The organism is Amycolatopsis granulosa (genome assembly GCF_011758745.1).
GTDB classification, from domain to species: domain Bacteria; phylum Actinomycetota; class Actinomycetes; order Mycobacteriales; family Pseudonocardiaceae; genus Amycolatopsis_E; species Amycolatopsis_E granulosa.
In genome coordinates, this window is record NZ_JAANOV010000001.1 from 3,144,473 (window position 1) to 3,164,565 (window position 20,093).

The 20,093-nt window shown below is 72.3% G+C and carries 17 protein-coding genes; 14 read left to right on the forward strand and 3 right to left on the reverse strand.

What is annotated here, in order from left to right; genetic code table 11:
- The first annotated feature begins 70 nt into the window (after positions 1–70).
- The 9 genes from pdhA (at position 71) to FHX45_RS15355 (ending at position 9,017) form a co-directional block, all read left to right on the forward strand.
- Positions 71–1,279 carry a pyruvate dehydrogenase (acetyl-transferring) E1 component subunit alpha gene (pdhA, locus tag FHX45_RS15315; RefSeq protein ID WP_167101730.1) on the forward strand — a complete coding sequence of 403 codons (1,209 nt, stop codon included), beginning with the start codon at positions 71–73 and terminating at the stop codon, positions 1,277–1,279.
- Entirely contained in the window at positions 1,279–2,307 is a 1,029-nt protein-coding gene (locus FHX45_RS15320) for an alpha-ketoacid dehydrogenase subunit beta (protein WP_167101733.1), read from the forward strand. The genes pdhA and FHX45_RS15320 overlap by 1 nt, the downstream gene beginning before the upstream one ends.
- Before the next feature lie 6 nt (positions 2,308–2,313).
- A complete protein-coding gene (locus FHX45_RS15325; RefSeq protein ID WP_167101737.1) occupies positions 2,314–3,618 on the forward strand; it encodes a 2-oxo acid dehydrogenase subunit E2 in 1,305 nt (434 codons plus the stop codon).
- 120 nt (positions 3,619–3,738) lie between these two features.
- Positions 3,739–4,287, forward strand: coding sequence for a TetR/AcrR family transcriptional regulator (locus FHX45_RS15330; protein ID WP_167109010.1), 549 nt, complete (start codon positions 3,739–3,741; stop codon positions 4,285–4,287).
- Positions 4,287–6,242, forward strand: a complete 1,956-nt coding sequence (locus FHX45_RS15335; RefSeq protein WP_208407101.1) for an ABC transporter ATP-binding protein — start codon at positions 4,287–4,289, stop codon at positions 6,240–6,242. Before FHX45_RS15330 ends, FHX45_RS15335 begins: the two co-directional genes overlap by 1 nt.
- A 136-nt stretch (positions 6,243–6,378) precedes the next feature.
- Positions 6,379–6,540, forward strand: coding sequence for a hypothetical protein (locus tag FHX45_RS15340; protein WP_208405940.1), 162 nt, complete (start codon positions 6,379–6,381; stop codon positions 6,538–6,540).
- The gene (locus tag FHX45_RS15345; protein ID WP_341771474.1) at positions 6,537–7,058 is read left to right on the forward strand and encodes a DUF3558 family protein; all 522 of its coding nucleotides are present in this window, start codon (positions 6,537–6,539) and stop codon (positions 7,056–7,058) included. Before FHX45_RS15340 ends, FHX45_RS15345 begins: the two co-directional genes overlap by 4 nt.
- Before the next feature lie 95 nt (positions 7,059–7,153).
- Entirely contained in the window at positions 7,154–7,684 is a 531-nt protein-coding gene (locus tag FHX45_RS15350; protein ID WP_341771475.1) for a DUF3558 family protein, read from the forward strand.
- Positions 7,685–7,778: 94 nt separating this feature from the next.
- Positions 7,779–9,017 carry a hypothetical protein gene (locus FHX45_RS15355; protein ID WP_167101740.1) on the forward strand — a complete coding sequence of 413 codons (1,239 nt, stop codon included), beginning with the start codon at positions 7,779–7,781 and terminating at the stop codon, positions 9,015–9,017.
- Here the strand turns inward: FHX45_RS15355 and FHX45_RS15360 are convergent.
- Positions 8,995–10,647 carry a hypothetical protein gene (locus FHX45_RS15360; RefSeq protein WP_167101743.1) on the reverse strand — a complete coding sequence of 551 codons (1,653 nt, stop codon included), beginning with the start codon at positions 10,645–10,647 and terminating at the stop codon, positions 8,995–8,997. The genes FHX45_RS15355 and FHX45_RS15360 overlap by 23 nt on opposite strands.
- 155 nt (positions 10,648–10,802) lie before the next feature.
- Here FHX45_RS15360 and FHX45_RS15365 point away from each other — a divergent pair, with 155 nt between their 5' ends.
- Genes FHX45_RS15365 through FHX45_RS15385 form a run of 5 tightly spaced genes read left to right on the forward strand, consistent with a single transcriptional unit; the run spans position 10,803 to position 18,201 of the window.
- Positions 10,803–11,951: a hypothetical protein gene (locus FHX45_RS15365; RefSeq protein ID WP_341771476.1), complete on the forward strand. Its 1,149-nt coding sequence runs from the start codon at positions 10,803–10,805 to the stop codon at positions 11,949–11,951.
- A 7-nt stretch (positions 11,952–11,958) separates the two neighbouring features.
- Complete coding sequence (locus FHX45_RS15370; RefSeq protein ID WP_167101746.1) at positions 11,959–14,028, forward strand: class I SAM-dependent methyltransferase; 2,070 nt, start codon at positions 11,959–11,961, stop codon at positions 14,026–14,028.
- Positions 14,025–15,908, forward strand: coding sequence for a glycosyltransferase family 4 protein (locus FHX45_RS15375; RefSeq protein WP_167101749.1), 1,884 nt, complete (start codon positions 14,025–14,027; stop codon positions 15,906–15,908). Before FHX45_RS15370 ends, FHX45_RS15375 begins: the two co-directional genes overlap by 4 nt.
- A complete protein-coding gene (locus FHX45_RS15380) occupies positions 15,905–16,390 on the forward strand; it encodes a hypothetical protein (protein ID WP_167101752.1) in 486 nt (161 codons plus the stop codon). The genes FHX45_RS15375 and FHX45_RS15380 overlap by 4 nt, the downstream gene beginning before the upstream one ends.
- Before the next feature lie 17 nt (positions 16,391–16,407).
- Positions 16,408–18,201: a glycosyltransferase family protein gene (locus tag FHX45_RS15385; protein ID WP_341771477.1), complete on the forward strand. Its 1,794-nt coding sequence runs from the start codon at positions 16,408–16,410 to the stop codon at positions 18,199–18,201.
- Positions 18,202–18,349: 148 nt separating this feature from the next.
- Here FHX45_RS15385 and FHX45_RS15390 read toward each other — a convergent pair whose 3' ends face one another.
- Both FHX45_RS15390 and FHX45_RS15395 read right to left on the reverse strand, forming a co-directional pair.
- Positions 18,350–19,021, reverse strand: coding sequence for a response regulator (locus FHX45_RS15390; RefSeq protein WP_167101759.1), 672 nt, complete (start codon positions 19,019–19,021; stop codon positions 18,350–18,352).
- Positions 19,018–20,076, reverse strand: a complete 1,059-nt coding sequence (locus FHX45_RS15395) for a histidine kinase (protein WP_167109020.1) — start codon at positions 20,074–20,076, stop codon at positions 19,018–19,020. The genes FHX45_RS15390 and FHX45_RS15395 overlap by 4 nt, the downstream gene beginning before the upstream one ends.
- Positions 20,077–20,093 lie beyond the last annotated feature (17 nt).

The following is a 20,093-nucleotide window of genomic DNA, read 5'->3' on the forward strand; positions in this document are numbered from 1 at the left end:
GTGGCTGCCGGTCAAAGCCGTGAGCGGCCGCCACAAGCGGCCCCGTGGCAGGACACCGAGGAGAACGCGCATGCCGTCCCCCGAACAGTGGACGCACCCGGAGCCCGGCGAAGGACCGGCCGCACAGGCCGCCCAGCCATCGCGGGAGCAGGTGATCGCCGGTTTGCGAAACACGGACGCGGGTGGCGCTGAGGTGACTCAGCTGCTCACCCCCGAAGGCGAGCGAATCGCATCGCCCCAGTTCGACCGCTACATCTCCGACATCGACCCGGACGCGCTGCGCGGGCTCTACCGCGACATGGTGCTGGTCCGCCGGGCCGACCGGGAAGCCAACGCCATGCAGCGCCAGGGCCAGCTCGGCATCTGGGTCCCGCTGCTCGGCCAGGAGGCCGCACAGGTCGGTTCCGGCCGCGCGCTGCGGCCGCAGGACATGGCGTTCCCGAGCTACCGGGAACACGGCGTGGCCTACACCCGCGGCGTCGACTTCAAGGAACTGCTGGGCATCTTCCGCTGCACCGACCACGGCGGCTGGGACTTCAAGGCCCACGGTTTCCACCCGTACACCATCGTGATCGGCAACCAGGTGCTCAACGCGGCCGGGTACGCGATGGGCCAGAAGTTCGAAGGCAAGGTTGGCGACGACGACGGCGAGGCCACCATCGTCTACTTCGGTGACGGCGCCACCTCCCAGGGCGACGTGCACGAGGGCTTCGTGTGGGCCGCGGTGTACGACGCGCCGCTGGTGTTCTTCTGCCAGAACAACCAGTGGGCGATCTCCGAGCCCACCGAGCGGCAGTCCCGGCTCCCGCTCTACCAGCGCGCCCGCGGCTACGGCTTTCCCGGCATCCGCGTGGACGGCAACGACGTGCTGGCCTGCCTCGCGGTGACCCGCTGGGCGCTCGAGGAGTGCCGCCACGGCAACGGACCGGTGCTGATCGAGGCGTTCACCTACCGGATGGACGCCCACACCACCACCGACGACCCGACCCGCTACCGGCTCTCCGAGGAGCTGGAGGTCTGGAAGCACAAGGACCCGATCGAGCGCGTGCGGGTGCACCTGGCCCGCAACGGGTACGCCGACCAGGCGTGGTTCGACCAGATCGAGTCCGAGGCCGACGCCTTCGCCGCGGACCTGCGCGAGTTCTGCTTCAACATGCCGGAACCGCCGCCGGAACGCGTGTTCACCGGCGTCTACGCCGAGCCGTCGCCGGTGCTGGACTCCCAGCGCGACGAGTTCCTGTCCTACCTGGCCGGTTTCGTGGAAGCGGGTGAGCGCTGATGGCCGCCCCGGTGAAGTCCCCTGTGGACGGTGCGGTACCCGCCGTGCAGAAGCTGACGATCGGCAAGGCCCTGAACATGGGCCTGCGCGCGGCGATGGAGGCCGACGACAAGGTCCTGATCCTCGGCGAGGACGTCGGCAAGCTCGGCGGCGTCTTCCGGATCACCGACGGGTTGCAGAAGGACTTCGGCGAGCAGCGCGTGCTGGACACGCCGCTGGCCGAGTCGGGCATCATCGGCACCGCGGTCGGCCTGGCCGTGCGCGGGTTCCGCCCGGTGTGCGAGATCCAGTTCGAGGGGTTCATCTTCCCCGGGTTCGACCAGATCTCCTCGCAGCTGGCGAAGCTGCACTACCGCACGCAGGGCCGGGTCAAGGTGCCGGTGGTCGTGCGGGTGCCCTACGGCGGCGGGATCGGCGCCGTGGAGCACCACTCCGAATCACCGGAGTCGCTGTTCGCGCACATCGCCGGACTGAAGGTGGTGTCCTGCTCGAACCCCACGGACGCCTACTGGATGATCCAGCAGGCCGTCGCCTGCGACGATCCGGTGCTGTTCTTCGAGCCCAAGCGGCTCTACCACAACGGCCAGCTCAAGTCCGAAGTGGACACGACGACGCCGCCGGGACCGCTGTTCGCCTCGCGCGTGGTGCGCGAGGGCACCGACTGCACGCTCGTCGCGTACGGGCCGTCGGTCAAGGTGTGCATCGATGCTGCTGCCGCCGCGGCCGAAGAGGGCCGGTCGCTGGAGGTCATCGACCTGCGGACGCTCTCGCCGCTCGACCTCGCGCCGGTGTTCGAGTCGGTGCGCCGCACCGGCCGGCTGGTCGCGGTCAGCGAGGCGCCGTCGGAGTCGTCGATCACCTCCGAGATCGCCGCGCGCGTGCAGCAGGAGTGCTTCTACTCGCTGGAGGCGCCGGTGCTGCGGGCGACCGGGTTCGACACCCCGTACCCGCCGTCCAAACTGGAGGAGCACTACCTCCCCGACCTGGACCGCGTCCTGCACACCGTCGACCGCGCGATGGGCTGGTGAGGCGGGGTGCCCGAGTACAAGCAGTTCCTGCTCGCCGACACCGCCGAGGGCCTGACCGAGGCCGAGATCCTGAACTGGCGCGTCCAGCCGGGTGACGAGGTCACGGTCAACCAGATCGTCGTCGAGGTGGAGACCGCGAAGGCCGCCGTCGAGCTGCCGATCCCGTGGGCCGGTGTGGTCACCGAGCTCCTGGCCGCGGCCGGGGACACGGTGGAGGTCGGGGCGCCGCTGCTGACCATCGACGTGAACCCGGCCGGCGGGGGCGCGCCCCCGGCAGCGGTGAACGGGTCCGCGGCCGCGGCACCGGCCGAGGAAGAGATGAAGCCGCTGGTCGGCTACGGTTCGAAGGCGACCGAGGCACGGCGGCGCCCACGCAGGGTGGCTGCCGCGGCGGCTCCGGCTCCGGCAGCACCGGCACCGGCACCGGCTGCTCCCGCGCCCGCACCGGACCGGGGCGGTTATGTGCCACTGGCGAAACCGCCGGTGCGCAAGCTCGCCAAGGACCTCGGCGTCGACTTGTCGACACTCACCGGGTCCGCCGAAGGCGGCGTGATCACCCGGGAGGACGTCGAGCGGGCGGCCCGCCCGGCCGCACCCGCCCCGGCGGCCGGTGCCCGGGAGCGGCGCGTGCCGGTCCGCGGTGTCCGCAAGGCGACCGCGGCGGCGATGGTGTCCAGCGCCTTCACCGCTCCGCACGTGACCGAGTTCCTGACCATCGACGTCACGCCGATGATGGAGCTGCGCGAGCGGCTGAAGAAGCACCCGGACTTCGCGGGCGTGAAGCTGACCCCGCTGGCGTTCGCGGCCAAGGCCGTGTGCATGGCGGTCAAGCGGACACCGGACGTCAACGCGTCCTGGGACGAGGCGGCCGGCGAGATCGTCTACAAGGACTACGTGCACCTGGGCATCGCCGCGGCGACGCCCCGCGGGCTCGTCGTCCCGAAGATCCGGGACGCGGACGCGATGTCGCTGCCGGAGCTGGCGCGGGCGCTGGACGAACTGACCACCACGGCGCGTGAGGGCAAAACTCCGCCGGCGGACATGGTGGACGGGACGATCACCATCACCAACGTCGGCGTGTTCGGCGTCGACACCGGCACGCCGATCATCAACCCGGGTGAGTCCGCGATCCTGGCCTTCGGGGCGATCAAGGACGCGCCGTGGGTGGTGGACGGGCAGCTCGCGGTCCGGAAGGTGCTGCAGCTGTCGCTGAGCTTCGACCACCGGCTGGTCGACGGGCAGCAGGGCTCGCAGTTCCTCGCCGACGTCGGCGCGCTGCTGGCCGATCCGGCGATGGCGTTCACGTACTGAGCGGTTCGGACGGGCCGCGTCGTTCCGGCGCGGCCCGTTTTCCCGCTCGCTTGACGGAGTGAGCACTCACTCCACATACTGGTTGCCATGACCGCTCCCGCCCGCCGACGGGCACCTGGCATGAACCCCGAGGACCGACGGCGCATGATCGTGCGGGCCGTGCTGCCACTGGTCGTCGAGCACGGCGCCGCCGTCACCACCGCGCAGATCGCCCGTGCCGCCGGCATCGGCGAGGGCACGATCTTCCGCGCGTTCAAGGACAAGGACGAACTGATCGACGCCTGCGTCGCCGAGGCGGTCAAGCCGGACAGCACGGTGGAGGCGATCGCCGAGATCCCGCTCGACCAGCCGCTGGCCGACCGGCTCGCCGAAGCCACCGAGACCATGTCCGCGCACCTGGACCGGATGGGCGCGCTCATGGCGGCGCTGCACTCGACCGGCCGGCTCAAGCGCGGCGAACCGCGGAAGGGCGCGCGGGCCGAATCCGTCACCGCGCTGCGCCACGCGATCGCCGAGCTGTTCACGCCCGAGGACGGGCTGCGGCTGCCGGCCGACAAGCTCGCGGCGATCTTCCTGTCGATGGTGTTCCTGCGCCGCCGGGACGACCAGGCCACACCGACCGCGGCCGAGCTGGTCGACGTGTTCCTGCACGGGGCGGTGGCCGCGTGATGCACGGCGGTGGCGCACCGATCGGGGTGCGGCGGATGCTGCGGCGGGCCGGCACCTCGGTCCCGCAGAGCGGGCTGACCGGTCCGGTGGACATCCCGGACGCGGTGGCGCCGGACCAGCCCAAGGACCTGCGGTCCCGGTGGCAGAGGTTCCGCGCCTCGGCCGGCGGCACGGTGCGCGGACTACCACGCGTGATCAAACTGGCCTGGCGGGCGAGCCCGGCGGTCACCGTCCTCATCGCACTGTCCGCTTTGGTCAGCGGCCTGATGCCCACCGGCACGGCGTACGTGGCGAAACTGCTGCTGGACGCGGTGGTCGCGGCGGTGCAGGGCCGCGGCGGCACCGATCGGATCGTCCAGCTGGCCGCGCTGGAGTTCGGCGTGTTCACCGCGACCGCGATCAGCACCGCGCTGACGAACGCGGCGCAACAGCTGCTGCAGGAGCGGATGACGCTGACGATCCGGCACCGGGTGATGGCACACGCGAGCAGGCTGGACCTCCAGTTCTTCGAAGGCTCGGAGTCCTACGACCAGCTGCGGCAGGCGTCGCAGGAGGCGCCGCAGCGGCCGATGTCGATGCTGACCTCGGCGCTCGGACTGGTCCGGACGTCGATCACGTTCGCCAGCATGGTCGTGCTGCTGATGTCGGTCAGCCCGCTGCTGGCCGCCGTGGCGCTGCTCGCACCGGTACCGGCGTTCATCTCGCAATCGAAGTACGGGTCGCGGGCGTTCCTGCTGACCCTGTGGATGTCACCGATCCGGCGGCGGATGGACTACCTGAACTCGCTGGTCACGACGGACACCTACGCCAAGGAAACCAAGCTGTTCGGGCTCGGGCCGTACCTGGTGGACCGGTTCCTGCGGCTCGGCCAGAACGCGTACGCGCGCGAGCGGAAGCTGACGACCCGGCGCAACTTCGTGGGCACGGCGTGGAGCCTGCTGTCCACCCTGGCCGGTTCCGGCATCGCGCTCTACATCGCGCTCGAAGCGGTGGCCGGGCGGTTGACGATCGGCGACCTGGCGTTGTACACGGCGGCCGCGGCGGCGGTGCAAACGTCGGTGCAGGGGTTGTTCACCGGGTTCTCCGGGATGTACGAGAACAATCTGTACCTGGACACGCTGTACGACTTCCTGGCCACCGAGCCGCGGATCGTCGCGCCGGCCGTGACGGCGCCGCTGCCCGAGCCGGTGCGCGGGCACATCGAGTTCCAGAACGTGTCGTTCCGCTATCCGGGGTCGGTGGAGAACGCGCTGGACGGGGTCTCGTTCGAGATCCGGCCCGGTGAGACGGTGGCGGTGGTCGGGCGGAACGGGGCCGGCAAGTCGACACTGATCAAACTGCTGTGCCGGCTCTACGACCCGACCGAGGGGCGGATCCTGCTCGACGGGACCGACATCCGGTCGTTCGACCCGGATGCCCTGAGAGCGCGAATCTCGGCGATGTTCCAGGACTACGTGACCTACCAGGGAACGGCGGCGGAGAACATCGGGCTCGGCGAGCTGAGCGCACTCGACGACCGGCCGCGGATCGAGGACTCGGCCACCCGCGCCGGGGTCGCCGCCCGGATCGCCCGGTTGCCACGCGGCTACGACAGCCCGTTGGGCCGGTGGTTCGACCAGGGCGTGTCCCTGTCCGGCGGCGAGTGGCAGAAGATCGCGCTGGCGCGGGCCTTCATGCGGGACGCACCGATCCTGGTGCTGGACGAGCCGACATCGGCGCTGGACGCCGCGGCCGAGCACGACCTGTTCACCCGGTTGCGCGCACTGTCCGCGGGCCGGACCACGCTGTACATCTCGCACCGGTTCTCCACCGTGCGGCAGGCCGAGAAGATCCTGCTGCTCGACCGGGGCCGCCTCGCGGAGGAAGGGACACACGAAGAGCTCATGTCCCAGGGCGGCGACTACGCGTCCCTGTTCACCCTGCAAGCCGCGGCATACCTGGAGGAAGCCGCGTAACTGCGGATCGCGTCGAGCCGGTGACAGCCGGTGGCCGCAGCGATATCGTGCTCCCCCAGGGAGGAGCCACTTACAGGCGCCGAAATTCGGGGAGGACGAGTACGCCAAACGAGCTGCCGAACACTTCCTGGCCGCGATGTACTCCGACGACCAGTCATTGGTCAGGGTTTTCGAGGCGGCACAGGAATTGCTCGAAACCCTCCGTCAGGCCATCGACACCGCGATCAGCAAGTACGATGCCTCGGACGAAGCAGCGACCAGGGCAGTCAGCGAGTTCAAGGATCAGGAAGCCCCGTGAGCATCACCAATCGTGCGAGACGGGCTTTCGTGGGCGCCGCCTGCCTGGCGTTGCTCCTGGCCGGATGCACCAGCACGATTGCCGGGACGCCGTCACCAGCGGCACCGACGAGCTCACCGGCCAGCAAGGACGTCTTCGCCGAACTGAACGCCTGCCGGCTGCTGGACGATCTCACTGCCGGGCAGGGGTTCAACCCCGGAGAAAACAAGAGTCCGCGCAACCAGTGCGTGGCAGTAAAACCGGACTTCGCGTCATACGCCTTGGCGCTCGACCCGGTACAAGGACTCAACGAATTCGACACCGCGAACCCTGGCGCGACGACCATCCCGGTCAACGGCCGCCGCGCCATGCAGGCAGATGTAACCGCGAGCGCGTGCGCAGTAGCGGTTGAGGCCGGACCACACGCCCGTGCCGTGGTGGTGGTGACGATGGTGCGGTACAGCGACAATGCTCAGGCATGTCCGAACGCCAGGGCCTTCGCGGAGAAGCTGGAGCCCCATCTGCCTACGGGGTCGTGATGGACAACTGCGGTCTCCGCCGGGAACGTACAGCTGACAACGGTGAACAGCGACGCGAAGCGAACCGGGCAGGATCAGGCTCACCAGGGGTCCTGGTGACCCGGTTTCGGTTCATTCGAACTGTCGCGGGCATCGCGTGCGTGCTGGGGACTGTCGTAACTGCCTGCACCAGCACCGTATCTGGGAGCCCGTCGCCGGCGCCCGTTGTTCCGCCCATCTCAAGGCCTGGCAGCTCTGACGTTTTCGCGGGCCTCGATGCTTGCCGTCTGCTGGATCAGCTCAACGCCGGGCAAGGGTTCAATCCCGGGGAGAACAAGAGCCGGCGCAACCAATGCACCGCGTCCAAACTCGATTTCGCCACGTACAGCATCGCCCTCGACGCCACGCAAGGGCTGCGGGAGTTCGCCGCAACCAACACGGGCGTGCGGGAGATCTCGGTTCATGCGCGGAAGGCCATGGAGGCTGACATCTCCACCGGTGGTTGCGCGGTCGCGGTGGAGGTCGCGGATCGTGCGCTCGCGTTGGTGCTCGTGACCATGGCGCGAGGGAGCGAGGATGCGCAAGGGTGCCCGAACGCGCGGTCCTTCGCGGAGAAGCTGGAGCCCCTGTTGCCCCCGGTGTCGTGAGGCGTGATCGGGCACTGCCGCAACCACCGGGGGCTTGATCGCGCTATCTTCTGGGTGACGTCCACCGCGTGGAAGCTGACCGAGGAGCCCTGGGATGAGTTGGCAGGATGAGCTGCGCCGTCTGGACGCCGATCTCGCCAACGGCACCATCACCCAGCACGAGCACCGCAAGATGCGGGACGAGCTGCTGGCCGCGGCCTCCGGCATCGGGGCTTCGGCGCCGGTTCAGCCGCGGTGGCAGAGCGCGAATCCGGCCAACCCGGGTTTCGCCCAGCAGCCGGGTCAGTGGCCGGCGCAACCCCCACAGTCCCAGCCCGCCGGCCCGCAGGCCGGGCAGGGGCAACCGGACGCGGGGCACGTCCCGCCGACCGGACCGCCGCGGAACGATGCGAGCGCGCCCGATCAGGCTCAGCTGAGCGCCCTCGAGATCGAGGAGGGACCTACCCAAAGCGCCCTCGCGAACGAGGAAGGGCCCACGCAGAGCATTTCGGCGCACCTGCTCGCCACCAGCAAGCCCACGAGCGCGCCCAGCCCGGCCGACGAGCGTCCCACCGACTCCGTGCACTTCCCCTCCATCGAGGACGCGCCGACCGTCATCACGAACCCGGTGCCGCCGCCGTCGCGGCCCTTGCCCACCATGGCTCCGCCACCGCTGCACCCCGGGCCGTACCCCCAGCACTACCCGCCGTTCGACCCGGTGCCGCGGCTCCAGGCGCCACGCAAACGCAGGTCGGCCTGGCTGTTCGTCACCCTCGGCGTGATCCTCGTCACCGCGCTGGTCGTGGGCGGCATCTGGTTCCTGGGCGGCGGCAGTAACGGCGCCACCACCACGGCCCAGCCACCCACGTCCGTCGTCGCACCGCAATCCGTCGAAGCGCGGCTGCCGGCCCTTCCGGGCACGCCGAGCCCGAACAACGGAACCCTCACCGTCGACCAGGGCATCGACCTCAAGCTGTTCTCCCGCGAGGAGGGACGGCTGATGAAGGACAACGGCGTCACCCAGCTGATCTTCCGCGGCTCGTCCCAGGGCCCGCAGGGCTACCTCGTGCTGGTCATGCCCGCCGGCTCCGCCACCGGCGCCGCCTCGATCACCCGCGGCCTCTACGACCACGCCCTCACCGCCGGGCTGCAGAACGTCCCCTCCGGCTCCACCGACGCCAAGGCCGTCACCGGCCGCAACTCGGCCGGTCAGATGAGCGGCACCTGGTACACCTCGGGCACCTACGCCGTCGCGATCTGGGTTTCCCAGGGCCTCGACGGCGACCCGGCCGCCCTGTCCGAGCGCCTCGCCCAGACGAAGTCCTCCCTGGTCAACGCCCTGCCGCCGAACTAGGCAGCTGCCCGGGCCGCAGCACCGCGCCGCACCGCCCGGTCACCGAACCCGCCCGCTCGGCCTCGACGCGCGGGACGGTCACCCGCGCGTACGCCCGCAGGCGGACCAGATCGTCGCCGTCGAGTGCGTCCAGCCGCACCCAGTCACCGTTCTGACCGGTCCGGTCCAGCACCACCGCGGCGTACTCGCCGGACAGGCGGGCGTCGTGCGTCAGCCCGGTCAGGTCGCTCCACGGCACGTGCGAGTGGATGAACGTCGGCCTGACCTCGTCGAACACGTAGTCCCGGAACCCGGCGAAATCGCCCGCCGACACCAGATCGGCGATGTGCGCGTCGGCCAGACCGACCGAGTCGACCACCCGCAACCGGCTCGTCAGCGTGGTCCCGCCGATGTCCGGCAGCAGCACCGACCCCTCCCGCAGGCCGATCGTGTCCGCGTAGCCGTTGAACACCCGCCCGTACCGCTCCGCGATCTGGCACAACGGCACGACCGGGCCGCTCGCGAACCCGCGACCGGAGTCGGCCAGCGCCGGCGCACTGGGCACCGCCGCGCCCGCCAGCACCACCGCCAGCAGCGCCCGCCGGCGCACCGGCAGCGCCCGCAGTCCTTCGACCACCGTGACCGCCGCGACCAGCGCCGCCATCGTCCACAGTGGAGTGGCGAACCGGAATTCGCCGCCCGGCTCCGGGTTCAGCACGCAGTACGCCACCAGCGCCAGCACCAGGGGCACCAGCCATCCGGCCAACGGCCGGCGCAGGGCGGGGACCAGCCACAACGCCAGCCCGGTCACCAGTACCCCGGCCACCACGACCGGCCACCCCAGGTACTCCACCGGCTCCGCCACCCGCGTCACGTCCGCCAGCGCCGGCGGCTGCTGGTTCTTCGCCACCGCCGTGTTCGGCACCCACCGGCCGAACTCCGCGTGCCGCCACAGCAGATAGGCCCCGTACGGCACCGCGAACGCCAGGACCCCGGCCGAGGCCGGAACCACCGCCCGCACCCGCCGCGCGAACACCAGCACGACCAACGGGTACGCGACCACGAAGATCACCCCGTCCGGCCGGGTCAGCGCCGCCACCGCGGCGAGCAGCCCGGCGCCCGCCGCGATCCGCGCGTCGTGCACCCGTCCGCCGGCGAGCGCGCGGAACAACAACGCCGCGAGCCACGCCACCGCCAGCGCGTACAGCGGGTTCTCCAAACCGGACAGCGACCAGATCACGAAGGACGGGATCGCGGCGAGCAAGCCGCCCGCGAACACCGTCACCAGTGACGGCCATCGCGTGACGCGTTTCACCGCGAAGTGACACGCGGCGAGAATTCCCGCGCAGCAGGCCAATCCGAGTGCCTTCGGAAACAGAACGTAGTCCGGCACACCTAAGATCGCGCCGGTATCGAACAGGTGCAGCACCTTGCCCAGCACCAGCAGCGCGAGCCACGCCGGATTCGAGAAACCCTCCACCGGCGCCGCCCCGGGCTGGAGCACCGGACCGGCGCCTTCGGCCAGGTCACGGGCGTAGGCAAAGGTGATCGCCGCGTCGTCGTTGATCCAGTTGCCGTAGGTCCACCCGTGCAACCCGATCAACGCCGTGCCGCCGGCGACCGCGGCCACGGCGCGCCAGCGTGCCGCCATTTCTCCCCCTCCTCGGTTGATCACCCTCGCAGAACAAGGTCACGAAATGACCCGCACCGGCGATGAGCGGGGTAGGCGTGCACAATGTGCGTCGTCCGTAGCGCTGTCCGGCGGACGCGTTCCGCCTCGTCGAGAGCAGATTAGGGGGCTACCGGGTGTCCTGGCAGGAGGAGTTGCGCAAGCTGGACGAAGAGCTTGCCTCGGGACGGCTCTCCGCCGACGACTACCGCGTCCGGCGCGACCAGGTGCTCTCGTCCGCGGTTTCCTACGGCGAGAGCACCACCCAGCAGCCGGAGCCGGACAACTCCGCAGACTCGACGCAGGTGATCGCGCCGGTCAGCCCGCCGCAGGGCGTGCCGCAGCCGGCGCCGCAGGACCCCTCCGCCGAGCCCACGCAGGCCGTCTCGCCGAACTGGCAGGCCGGCCCCCCGGTCGATCCGGAACGCACCCAGTACGTGGCGAGCCCGTCCCCGCCCGCGGGTTTCCCGGCCGCGCCGCCTGGCGGTTTTCCGCAGTCCGGCCCGCAGCCCGTGCAGCCGGCGTGGCACGCACCGCAATCCGACGTGAGCCCGCCGTGGGGCGGCTCGGACTTCCCGCCGATCAATACGGTGGCGCAGGGCCCGGAGTCGTTCGACGCCAAACCGGGCAAGGGCAAGATCGCCTGGATCTCGGTCGCGGCCGTCGTGGTGCTGGTCGCCGCCGGCCTGACGATCTTCCTGACCACGTCCAGCGGGGACAGTCAGGCCGGCCCGACGCCCACGCAGGCGCCGCCGACGTCGAGCACCCGCAGCAGCTCGCCGAACCAGGCGTTGCTGGACAAGATCCCGCCCACCGAGGGCGCCGCGGACGGCCAGAGCGGTGTGCTGCCGGTGAACCGGCTGGTCGAACTGGGCATCGTGGACTCCGGCGAGGCCACGCTGCTGACCACCCGCTCGGTGCCGGAGGTCGCCTGGCGCGGTTCGCAGCGCCAGCCGGACACCAGCGGCCCGGGCAACGAGAAGATCTCGGTGATGGTCATCCCGCTGGACAGCCCGGCGACGGCGAGCGCGCTGGCCGGCCAGCTGCGCCAGTACTACGTCCGCAGCGGCCTGGTGCTGATCCCCGACCAGCTGCCGAACATCCCGCCGCAGGTGGTGTTCCACAAGCTGGTCGCCTCGCCCATCGTGTACCGGAGCACCTGGGTGTCGGGCAACGACCTGATCCGCGTCAACGTGACGCAGGGCTCCCTGGCCGACGAGGCCGCGCTCTCGGGCGCCTACCAGCGGACCGTCCGCTCGATGCTGCTGCCCTATCCGGTGAGCTGATCGGGGCATGAGCGACCTCGTCGCCGAGATCGTCCGCCACGCCGCCGACCACACCGCGCTGTCCGACGAGCTGCACTTCGCCGCGCTCACCAGCGCCGAGCGGGACCAGCTCGACCACGGCCGCGCGAACGTGCTGCGCGCGCTGCGGCTGCCACCGGACGCGCACGTGCTCGAGGTGGGCGCCGGGTACGGCGCGGTGACCCGGTACCTCGGGGAACGGGTGGCGCGGGTCGACGCGGTCGAACCCGGCCCGGCTCGTGCCGGGGTGGTGCGGGCGCGCACCGCCGATCTGCCCGGCGTGCAGGTGCTCGACGCGGTCCCCGACAAGCGCTACGACCTGGTCGTCGCGTCCGGCACCGAGCACGCGGACCGCGTGCGGCCGGGCGGCACGCTGGTCCTGGCGGTGCCGAACCGGCTGGGAGTGGGCCGGCCGGGTGGCCGGTCCCGGCGCCGGTGGGAACGGGAGCTGACCGCTGCCGGGCTGACCGTCCAGCGGGTCCTCGGCTGCCTGCCGGACCACCGCGTCACCCGGGCGGTGATCACCGGGGAGCTGCTGGAACGGCATCCGCGGCTGGCGGTGGAGCTGTCCGGGCGCGACGAGCGCTGGGCCGAACTGGTCGAGGGCGGCCTCGGTCTGGACACCGTGGACGGTCTGGTGTTCCTCGCCTCGGCCGGCGAACCCGCCACGCACCTGTGGCCGGACGGCGTGCTCGCCACCTACTTCAACACCGACCGCGCGGCCCGCTGGTGCACCCGGGCGGACGTGGTCGGCGACGAGATCCGCCGCACTCCCCTGCTGCCGCAGGAACCCGGCCCGGTCGTCGTGCGCGCGTGGACGGACGTGGTGGTGGACGCGCCGACCCTGCCCGAGGTCCTGACCGAACAGCCGTGGCGCGCCGCGGAACTGCTCACCGCGTGGGCGGACCTGGTGCGGGCGGACCCGTCGTGGGACCTGATCCCGGCCAACGTGCTGGTGACGGACCCGCCGCGGGCCATCGACCTGGAGTGGGTGCGCGTCGGCACGACCGCGGACGAGGTGATCGACCGCGGCCTGCTGCTGCTCGCCGACCAGCTCGCCCGCGCAGGCTGGTCCGGGGCCGCGCCCGGTACGACGGTGCGGGACCTGGCCGCGTGGCTCGGCGTCCTGCTCGGCAGGCCGGTGAGTTTCGTGGACGCGGCGGCCGAACGGGAGGCGGAGTTCCAGGCGATCCGCCGGTGCGGGATCACCTCCGGACCTGGGCTGGACCACGACCGGGACGCGATGCGGCTGGCGTGGCGGCGGCGTCTCGCCGAAGACACCGGACGGGCACCGGCCGGACCGACCGAACTGGACGTGCGGGTCGCCCGCACGATGGCACGGGCCGACCGGATCATCGCGCCCGGCGACTCGATGTTCCGCGGCAACACCGAGCACTACTTCGCGGTGGCCGGCGAGGCGTTGCGGGCCTGCCTGCACGGGTTGCAGGCCGCCGGACGTCCGGCCCCGCGCCGGGTACTGGATTTCGGCTGCGGCTACGGCCGGGTGCTGCGCACGTTCCGGGCCGCGTTCCCCGACGCGGAGCTGATCGCCTCGGACATCGACACCGGCGGCGTCGAGCACTGCGTGCGGTTCTTCGGCGCCACCGGGCTGCCCGCGTCCGTGCGGATCGCGGAGATCCCGCAGGTCGGTGACATCGACCTGATCTGGTCGGGTTCGGTCCTGACCCACCTGGACGTCCCGGCGTGGGACGCGCTGCTCGGCTACTTCGAGCGGGCGCTGGCGCCCGGCGGTGTCGCGGTGGTGACCACACACGGCCGTCGCGTCGCCTGGCGGATGAGCAGCGGCGCCGGGTACGGCCTGACCGCGCAGGACCACGCCCGCGTGCTCGCGGACTACCGGACCTGCGGGTTCGGGTACGCCGACTACCCCGGCCAGCCCGGGTACGGCATCTCGCTGAGCACGCCGGAGTGGGTGACCGGGCACGTCCTCACCCCGCGGCTACGGCTCGCCGGATACGTCGAGGCGGGCTGGGACGGACACCAGGACGTGCTGATCCTGGTCAAGGACGCCGAAGAGACGGTGAAGGCGGAACGATGAACACAGCGGCCGGGTTGGTGCGGCCGGGACGACCGGTGGGGCACCTGTTCGAGCTGCGCGGGTGGGTCACCACCGGCGACCACGTGACCGTCCACATCGGACGACAGGTGGCCGAGGTGCGCCCGGGCTCCACCGGTGCCGAGCCGCCGGGCACGACCGGTCTGCTGATCAGCACACCGGAGCCGGTGCCGACGGGGCGGCACGAGGTGGTGGTCCGCGCGGCGAACGGTGATCCGCTGACCAGCGCCGTCGTCGAAGTCGGCCGGTACGGCGACGAGGAACCGCTGCGGCTGTACGAGATCGACACCCCGAAGGCCGGCGACAACCCGCGGGGCGACGTGGTGTTCGTGCACGGCTGGGTGCTGCTCGACTCGCGGGCCCCGTCGCTGGTCGAGGTCCTCGTCGACGGCGGTGAGCCGGTCCGCGCCCGCACCCGCCTGCCGCGGCCGGACGTGGCCGACCACCTGCCGGACTTCCCGGACGCCGCGGTCAGCGGGTTCGAGGCCCGGGTGCCGGTGGACCTGCCGCCCGGTGCGGACCGCGCGCTGTCGGTGCGGGTGCGCGTGCGGAGTGAGCTGTCCGGGGAGTGGACGTCGGAGGCCCGCGAGGTCGTGCTGTCCAACCCGCCGGCCGAGGAGGCGGACCTGGCGCTCGCGGCGGAACTCGCCGAGCGCACGCGGAAAGCGCTGGCCCGGCCACGGGGCACCACCGATCCGCGGCACCTGCTGGTGTTCACGCACAGCCTCGCGGTCGGCGGCGGGCAGCTGTGGCTGCAGGAACTGCTGGACCGGCTCGCGACCCGGCACGGCTGGCGGATCACGGTGGTCACCCAGCTGGACGGCGAACTGCGGGCCGACTGCGCGGCCCACGGCATCGACGTGCACCTCACCTCGCCGTACCGGGTGCACGACGTCGCCTCCTACGAGGGGCACATCGCCGAGCTGGCCCAGTTCGCGCGCGGCACCGACGCCGCGGTCGCGCTGGTGAACACGCTCGGCGCGTTCCCCGGTGCGGACGCGGCGATCCGCGCCGGGCTGCCGACCGCGTGGGTGCTGCACGAGAGCTTCGACCTCGCCGACTTCGCCTACCAGAACTGGGGCCCGGCGGGCCTGGTGCCGCCGGTGCGCGAACGGTGGCTGAACACGCTGCGAGCGGCGGACCGGCTGCTGTTCGTCGCCGACGCCACGCGCGAGATGTTCCTGCCGTTCTCCAGTCCGGCGCGCTGCCGCACGATCCGGTACGGCACACCGATGGTCGGCCGCGGCGGTCAGGTGTCCGAACGCGACCGTCGCGCCGCCCGGCGCAAGCTGGGGATCGCCGAGGACACCACGCTGCTGCTCAACGTCGGCGTGCTGGAACCGCGCAAGGGCCAGGGTCTGCTGATCAGCGCGATGGACCGGGTGCGGCGCGCGCACCCGGAGATCGAGCTGAGCATCGTAGGGCACCACCCGTCGCCGTACGGGCTGGCGCTGGCCGGGTTCACCGAGCGGACCGGGCTCGCGGACCGGGTCGGCCTGGTGCCGATCCAGCGCGACCCCACGCCGTGGTTCGAGGCCGCCGACCTGTTCGTCAACAGTTCCGACGTGGAGTCCCTGCCGCGGTCGATCCTGGAGGCGGTGTGCTGCGGTCTGCCGGTCGTGGCGAGCGACGTGTTCGGCGCCCGCGAGATGATCACCGACGGGCACAGCGGCTGGCTGTTCGAGCCCAACGACGCGGACGCGCTGACCGTCGCGTTGCTGCGTGCCCTGGACACCCCGGCGGACCGGCGGCGCGCGATCGCCGCGAACGCCTACGAAAAGCTGCACGACTGGCTGGACCCGGCGGGCTACGCCGCCGAATACGCCGACGTGCTCACCGAGCTGGTGAAGGAGCGGGGATGACCGACGAGCTGCCGGGCGCGGTGCGAGCCGAACTGACCCGGCTGCGGGCCGAGCGGGCCGCGTTCAGCGAAGAGCGGGAACGGTTGCGCACCGAGCTGCGCGAGGCCGAGCTGCAGATCCGTGAGCTGAGCCGGCACCGGGACCGGCTGGTGCAGCAGACCGAACAACTGGCCGGCGTCACCGAGCGGGCCGCGCAGGCCGATGCGCTGGCGCGGGACGTGCTGGTCGCCCGCGCGGAACGGGACGCGCTGCGCGCCGAGCTCACCGAGACCCGCACCGAGCGGGACCGGCTGCGGCTGCGGCTGCTGGACGCCGAGCTGCGGTTGTCCGGTGCGACCCCGCCCGAACCCCCGGTCGCGGACGGCACGCTCGCCGCCGAGCACCGGGCCGCCGAGCTGGCGCGGGAACTGGAGGCGACGCGGGCGACGGTGAGCTGGCGGGTCACCGCGCCGCTGCGTGCCGTGCGGCGGCGGACGTCATGACCGCTCAGCTGTGCTTCGTGTCCGCGACAGGCGGGTCCGGGTTCATGGCGGAGCTGCTGGAGGTGGTCGCGGACGCGGTGCGGCGCGCCGGGTTCCCGGCGACCACGGCCATCGGCCGGTATCCGGACGCCGACGGCGACACGGTGTACGTCGTCGTGCCGCACGAGTATTTCGTGGTGACCCCCGAGGCGGACCGGCCGTCCGAGGAGCAGCGGCGCCGCACCATCGCGTTCTGCGTGGAGCACCCGGGCACGGCCACGTTCGAGCGCAGCGCGGCGCTGGTCCCGGAACTGGCCGCCGCGGTCGACATCAACCACGACTCGACCGCCGAGTTGCGCCGCCGGGGCATCCCGGTCGAGCACTTCCAGCTCGGCTACTCACCGCTGTGGGACGCCTGGGGCGGCGATCCGGACCGCGCGCGGGAGGTCGACGTGACCTACCTGGGCACCGCGGAGCGCCGTCGGTCGCTGCTGCTCGCGTCCTACGACGCCGACCTTGCGGACCTGCGGGTCCGGTTGCTCACCCCGCCACACGAACCGATGGGGCCGCGGCGTGCCGACTTCCTGCCGGGCGAGGCGAAGTTCGCGCACCTGGCGAACTCGCGGTTCCTGCTCAACCTGCACCGCGAGCGGTCGCGGGCCCTGGAGTGGGTGCGGGTGCTGGAAGCGCTGTGCAACGGCTGCGTGGTGCTGACGGAGCCGTCGACCGATCTGGCGCCGCTGGTGCCCGGCACGCACCTGGTCGTCACGCGGCCGGAGTCGCTCGGTGCGGCGGCCGCCGCACTGGCCGCGGACCCGCAGCGGGAACGCGACCTGCGCATGGCCGGTTATGAGTTCGTGCGCACCGCGCTCGACCCGCTGGCGTCCGCGAAGATGCTGGTCGAGCTGGCCGAAGGGGTGCTCGCCGCCTCGCCCGGTGTGCCCGTGGGCCCACCACCGGCCGAGACGGCGGTGGACGTGGTGGATGCCGGGCCGCGGCCGCTGGCCGTCGACACCCCGTCGTGGGACGTCCGGTTCGCCGGCACCCGCTCGCTCGGCGCTCCCGCGCGGAACCCGGCGCTGGCCACGCGGATGGGTCAGCAGACCGCGGACGCGCGCCGCACGTCGGGGATGGACTGGTCGCCGTCGGTGGTGCCCGCGGTGTTCCCGGACGCCGGACGGGCGGAGGTGGACGTGCTGCTGGTCCGCCGTCCGGGTGAGCCCGACCCGGAGCCGCTGGTGCGCGACCTGCTCACCGGGACCGTGCTGCCCCGCCGGATCCTCGTCGGGGAGGACGGTGTGGCGCCGCGCCCCCGCCCGCGCGCCGCCGACCTGCTGCGGCACGAGCTGCCGCTGGGCCGCGGCTACACGCGCAACCGGCTGCTGGAGCGTTCGTCCGCACCGTGGCTGCTGGTGCTCGACGGCGGGATGCGTGCCTCGCGGCGGCTGCTGGAACGCCTCGTCGCCGCCACGGACGGAGCGGACGTCGTGCACTGCCCGGTCGCCGACCCGGTCGAGGGCCTGGTAGGCGCGCTGCCGCCGGAGGGCCGGCGGCTGGCCGAGCTGCCCTACCTGGGCAGCGGGTACCTGGTGCGCCGGGCCGTGCTCGAGTCGTTCGGCGGCTGGACCGACGACCCGCTGGTGGACGGCCTGGAGGACCACGTCTTCTGGCGCCGGCTGGCGGCCCACGACCGGCCGAGCGGGCTGGTGCAGCAGGTCCTGCTGAGCCGGTTGCGGCCCGACCCGGCGCCGCGCCCGGTGGACCTCGACCCGCACCGCGTCTGGTCGCTGACGCGCATCCTCGCCGGTGCGCCGGCCGCCCCCATCGAGTGAGATCGGTGTGTCGGGCAACCTCATCCCACTCTCGCGCGCCTCAAGGAGACAGCATCGGGCACCGGAAGGAGGCGCGGATGTGGCTCCAGATCGGCCTCGTCGGCCTGCTCGGCGTGGTGTTCCTGGTGCGGCTGGTGGTCGTGCTGCGTCACGGCCGCGAGCCGCGCGGGGCGACCAGACCGGACTCGTAGGCGAGCACCACCAGCTGGGCGCGGTCGCGCGCGCCGAGCTTCGTCATGATGCGGCTGACGTGCGTGCGCGCGGTGGCCGTGGAGATGACCAGCTGCGCCGCGATTTCGTCGTTGGACAGTCCTCCCGCGACCAGCGCCAGCACCTCACGTTCGCGGTCGGTGATCTGCGGGACGGCGCCGGTGTCGACACGCCGGTTCTCCGGCCGGGTGACGAACTCGCTGATCAGCCGCCGCGTGACGGTCGGGGCGAGCAGCGCCTCGCCCGCGGCGATCACCCGTAACGCACGGAGCAGCTCGACCGGTTCGGTGTCCTTGAGCAGGAACCCGCTCGCGCCGGCGCGCAGCGCCTGGAAGACGTACTCGTCGACGTCGAAGGTGGTCAGGACCAGCACTTTCACCCCGTCGAGGCCGGGGTCGGCGGTGATCTCACGGGTCGCGGTCAGCCCGTCCACCCCGGGCATCCGGATGTCCATGACCACGACGTCCGGCCGGTGCTCGCGGGCCAGCGCAAGCGCTTGCGCACCGTCGGCCGCCTCGCCGCAGACCGCGAAGCCGTCCTCGGTCTCCAGCAGCACCCGGAACCCGGCGCGCACCAGCGCCTGGTCGTCGGCGAGCACGACCCGGATCATCGCTCCTCCAGCTTCTCCAGCGGGAGTTCCGCGCGGAGCTCGAAGCCGCCGTCCACCACCCGGGCCTCGACCTCACCGCCCAGAGCGGCGGCACGTTCCCGCATGCCGCGTATCCCGTTGCCGTCGACCGGCGTCGTGGCGCCTCGGCCGTCGTCACGCACGACGAGCGTGACGGAGCCGTCGTGCCGGGCGAAGCGGATGTCGACCGTGCTGGGCTGGTTGGCGTGCCGGATCACGTTGGTCAGCGATTCCTGCAGGATGCGGTAGGCCGCGCCGTCGACCGGTGCGGGCAGGTCGCCCGGCGAGCCGTGGACGCGCACGGCGAGACCGGTGGCGCGGGTGTGGTCGAGCAGCTCGTCGAGCTGGTCCAGGCTGGGCGCGGGGCCGAGCCCCTGACCGGAGCGCAGGACCGTGACGGTGGCGCGCAGGTCGGCCAGCGCGGTGGCACTGGCCTCCTTGATCGCCCGCAGCGCGGCGACGGCCTGGTCGGGCCGCCGATCGGCGACGTGCACCGCGACCCCGGCCTGGACGTTGATCATGGCGAGGCTGTGCGCGACCACGTCGTGCACCTCGCGGGCGATCCGGAGCCGCTCCTGCTCGGCGAGGCGGGACTGCCGTTCGGCGGTCTCCTGCGCGGCGGCCCGGGTCGCCGCGACCCGGTTGCGCACGGCGGTACCGATGCCGAGGACGGCGGCCAGCCAGACGACGAGCGTGACCCCGGTGGCGAGGTGCCCGGCCAGCGCGGCCACGACGACGACCGACCCGGCGATCCCCGCGACGAGCGGTCCCCGCATCCGGGTCAGCACGAACAACGCGATGGTCGGCAGCACGATCGCCGGGCCGCCCGGCTGTCCGGAGAGGTAGTACGCGCCGGTCAGGGCCGCGGTGACGGCGAAGACCGGCAACGGCACCCGCCGCACGGCGACCAGCGGCAACGCGGCGGCGGCGAGCCACAGGTAACCGGCGGCACCCAGCGGGTGGCCCTGGAACCGGCCCGCCCCGGTGGTCGCCCCCAGCACGAACGCCATCGGGACGAGGGTGAGCACCACGTCCACGAGAGCCGGCCACCGGC

Coding starts and splice junctions, on each gene's coding strand:
- pdhA (WP_167101730.1), top strand. CDS start 71: ATGCCGTCCCCCGAACAGTGGACGCACCCGGAGCCCGGCGAAGGACCG.
- FHX45_RS15320 (WP_167101733.1), top strand. CDS start 1,279: ATGGCCGCCCCGGTGAAGTCCCCTGTGGACGGTGCGGTACCCGCCGTG.
- FHX45_RS15330 (WP_167109010.1), top strand. CDS start 3,739: ATGAACCCCGAGGACCGACGGCGCATGATCGTGCGGGCCGTGCTGCCA.
- FHX45_RS15335 (WP_208407101.1), top strand. CDS start 4,287: ATGCACGGCGGTGGCGCACCGATCGGGGTGCGGCGGATGCTGCGGCGG.
- FHX45_RS15340 (WP_208405940.1), top strand. CDS start 6,379: ATGTACTCCGACGACCAGTCATTGGTCAGGGTTTTCGAGGCGGCACAG.
- FHX45_RS15355 (WP_167101740.1), top strand. CDS start 7,779: ATGAGTTGGCAGGATGAGCTGCGCCGTCTGGACGCCGATCTCGCCAAC.
- FHX45_RS15360 (WP_167101743.1), bottom strand. CDS start 10,647: ATGGCGGCACGCTGGCGCGCCGTGGCCGCGGTCGCCGGCGGCACGGCG.
- FHX45_RS15370 (WP_167101746.1), top strand. CDS start 11,959: ATGAGCGACCTCGTCGCCGAGATCGTCCGCCACGCCGCCGACCACACC.
- FHX45_RS15375 (WP_167101749.1), top strand. CDS start 14,025: ATGAACACAGCGGCCGGGTTGGTGCGGCCGGGACGACCGGTGGGGCAC.
- FHX45_RS15380 (WP_167101752.1), top strand. CDS start 15,905: ATGACCGACGAGCTGCCGGGCGCGGTGCGAGCCGAACTGACCCGGCTG.
- FHX45_RS15390 (WP_167101759.1), bottom strand. CDS start 19,021: ATGATCCGGGTCGTGCTCGCCGACGACCAGGCGCTGGTGCGCGCCGGG.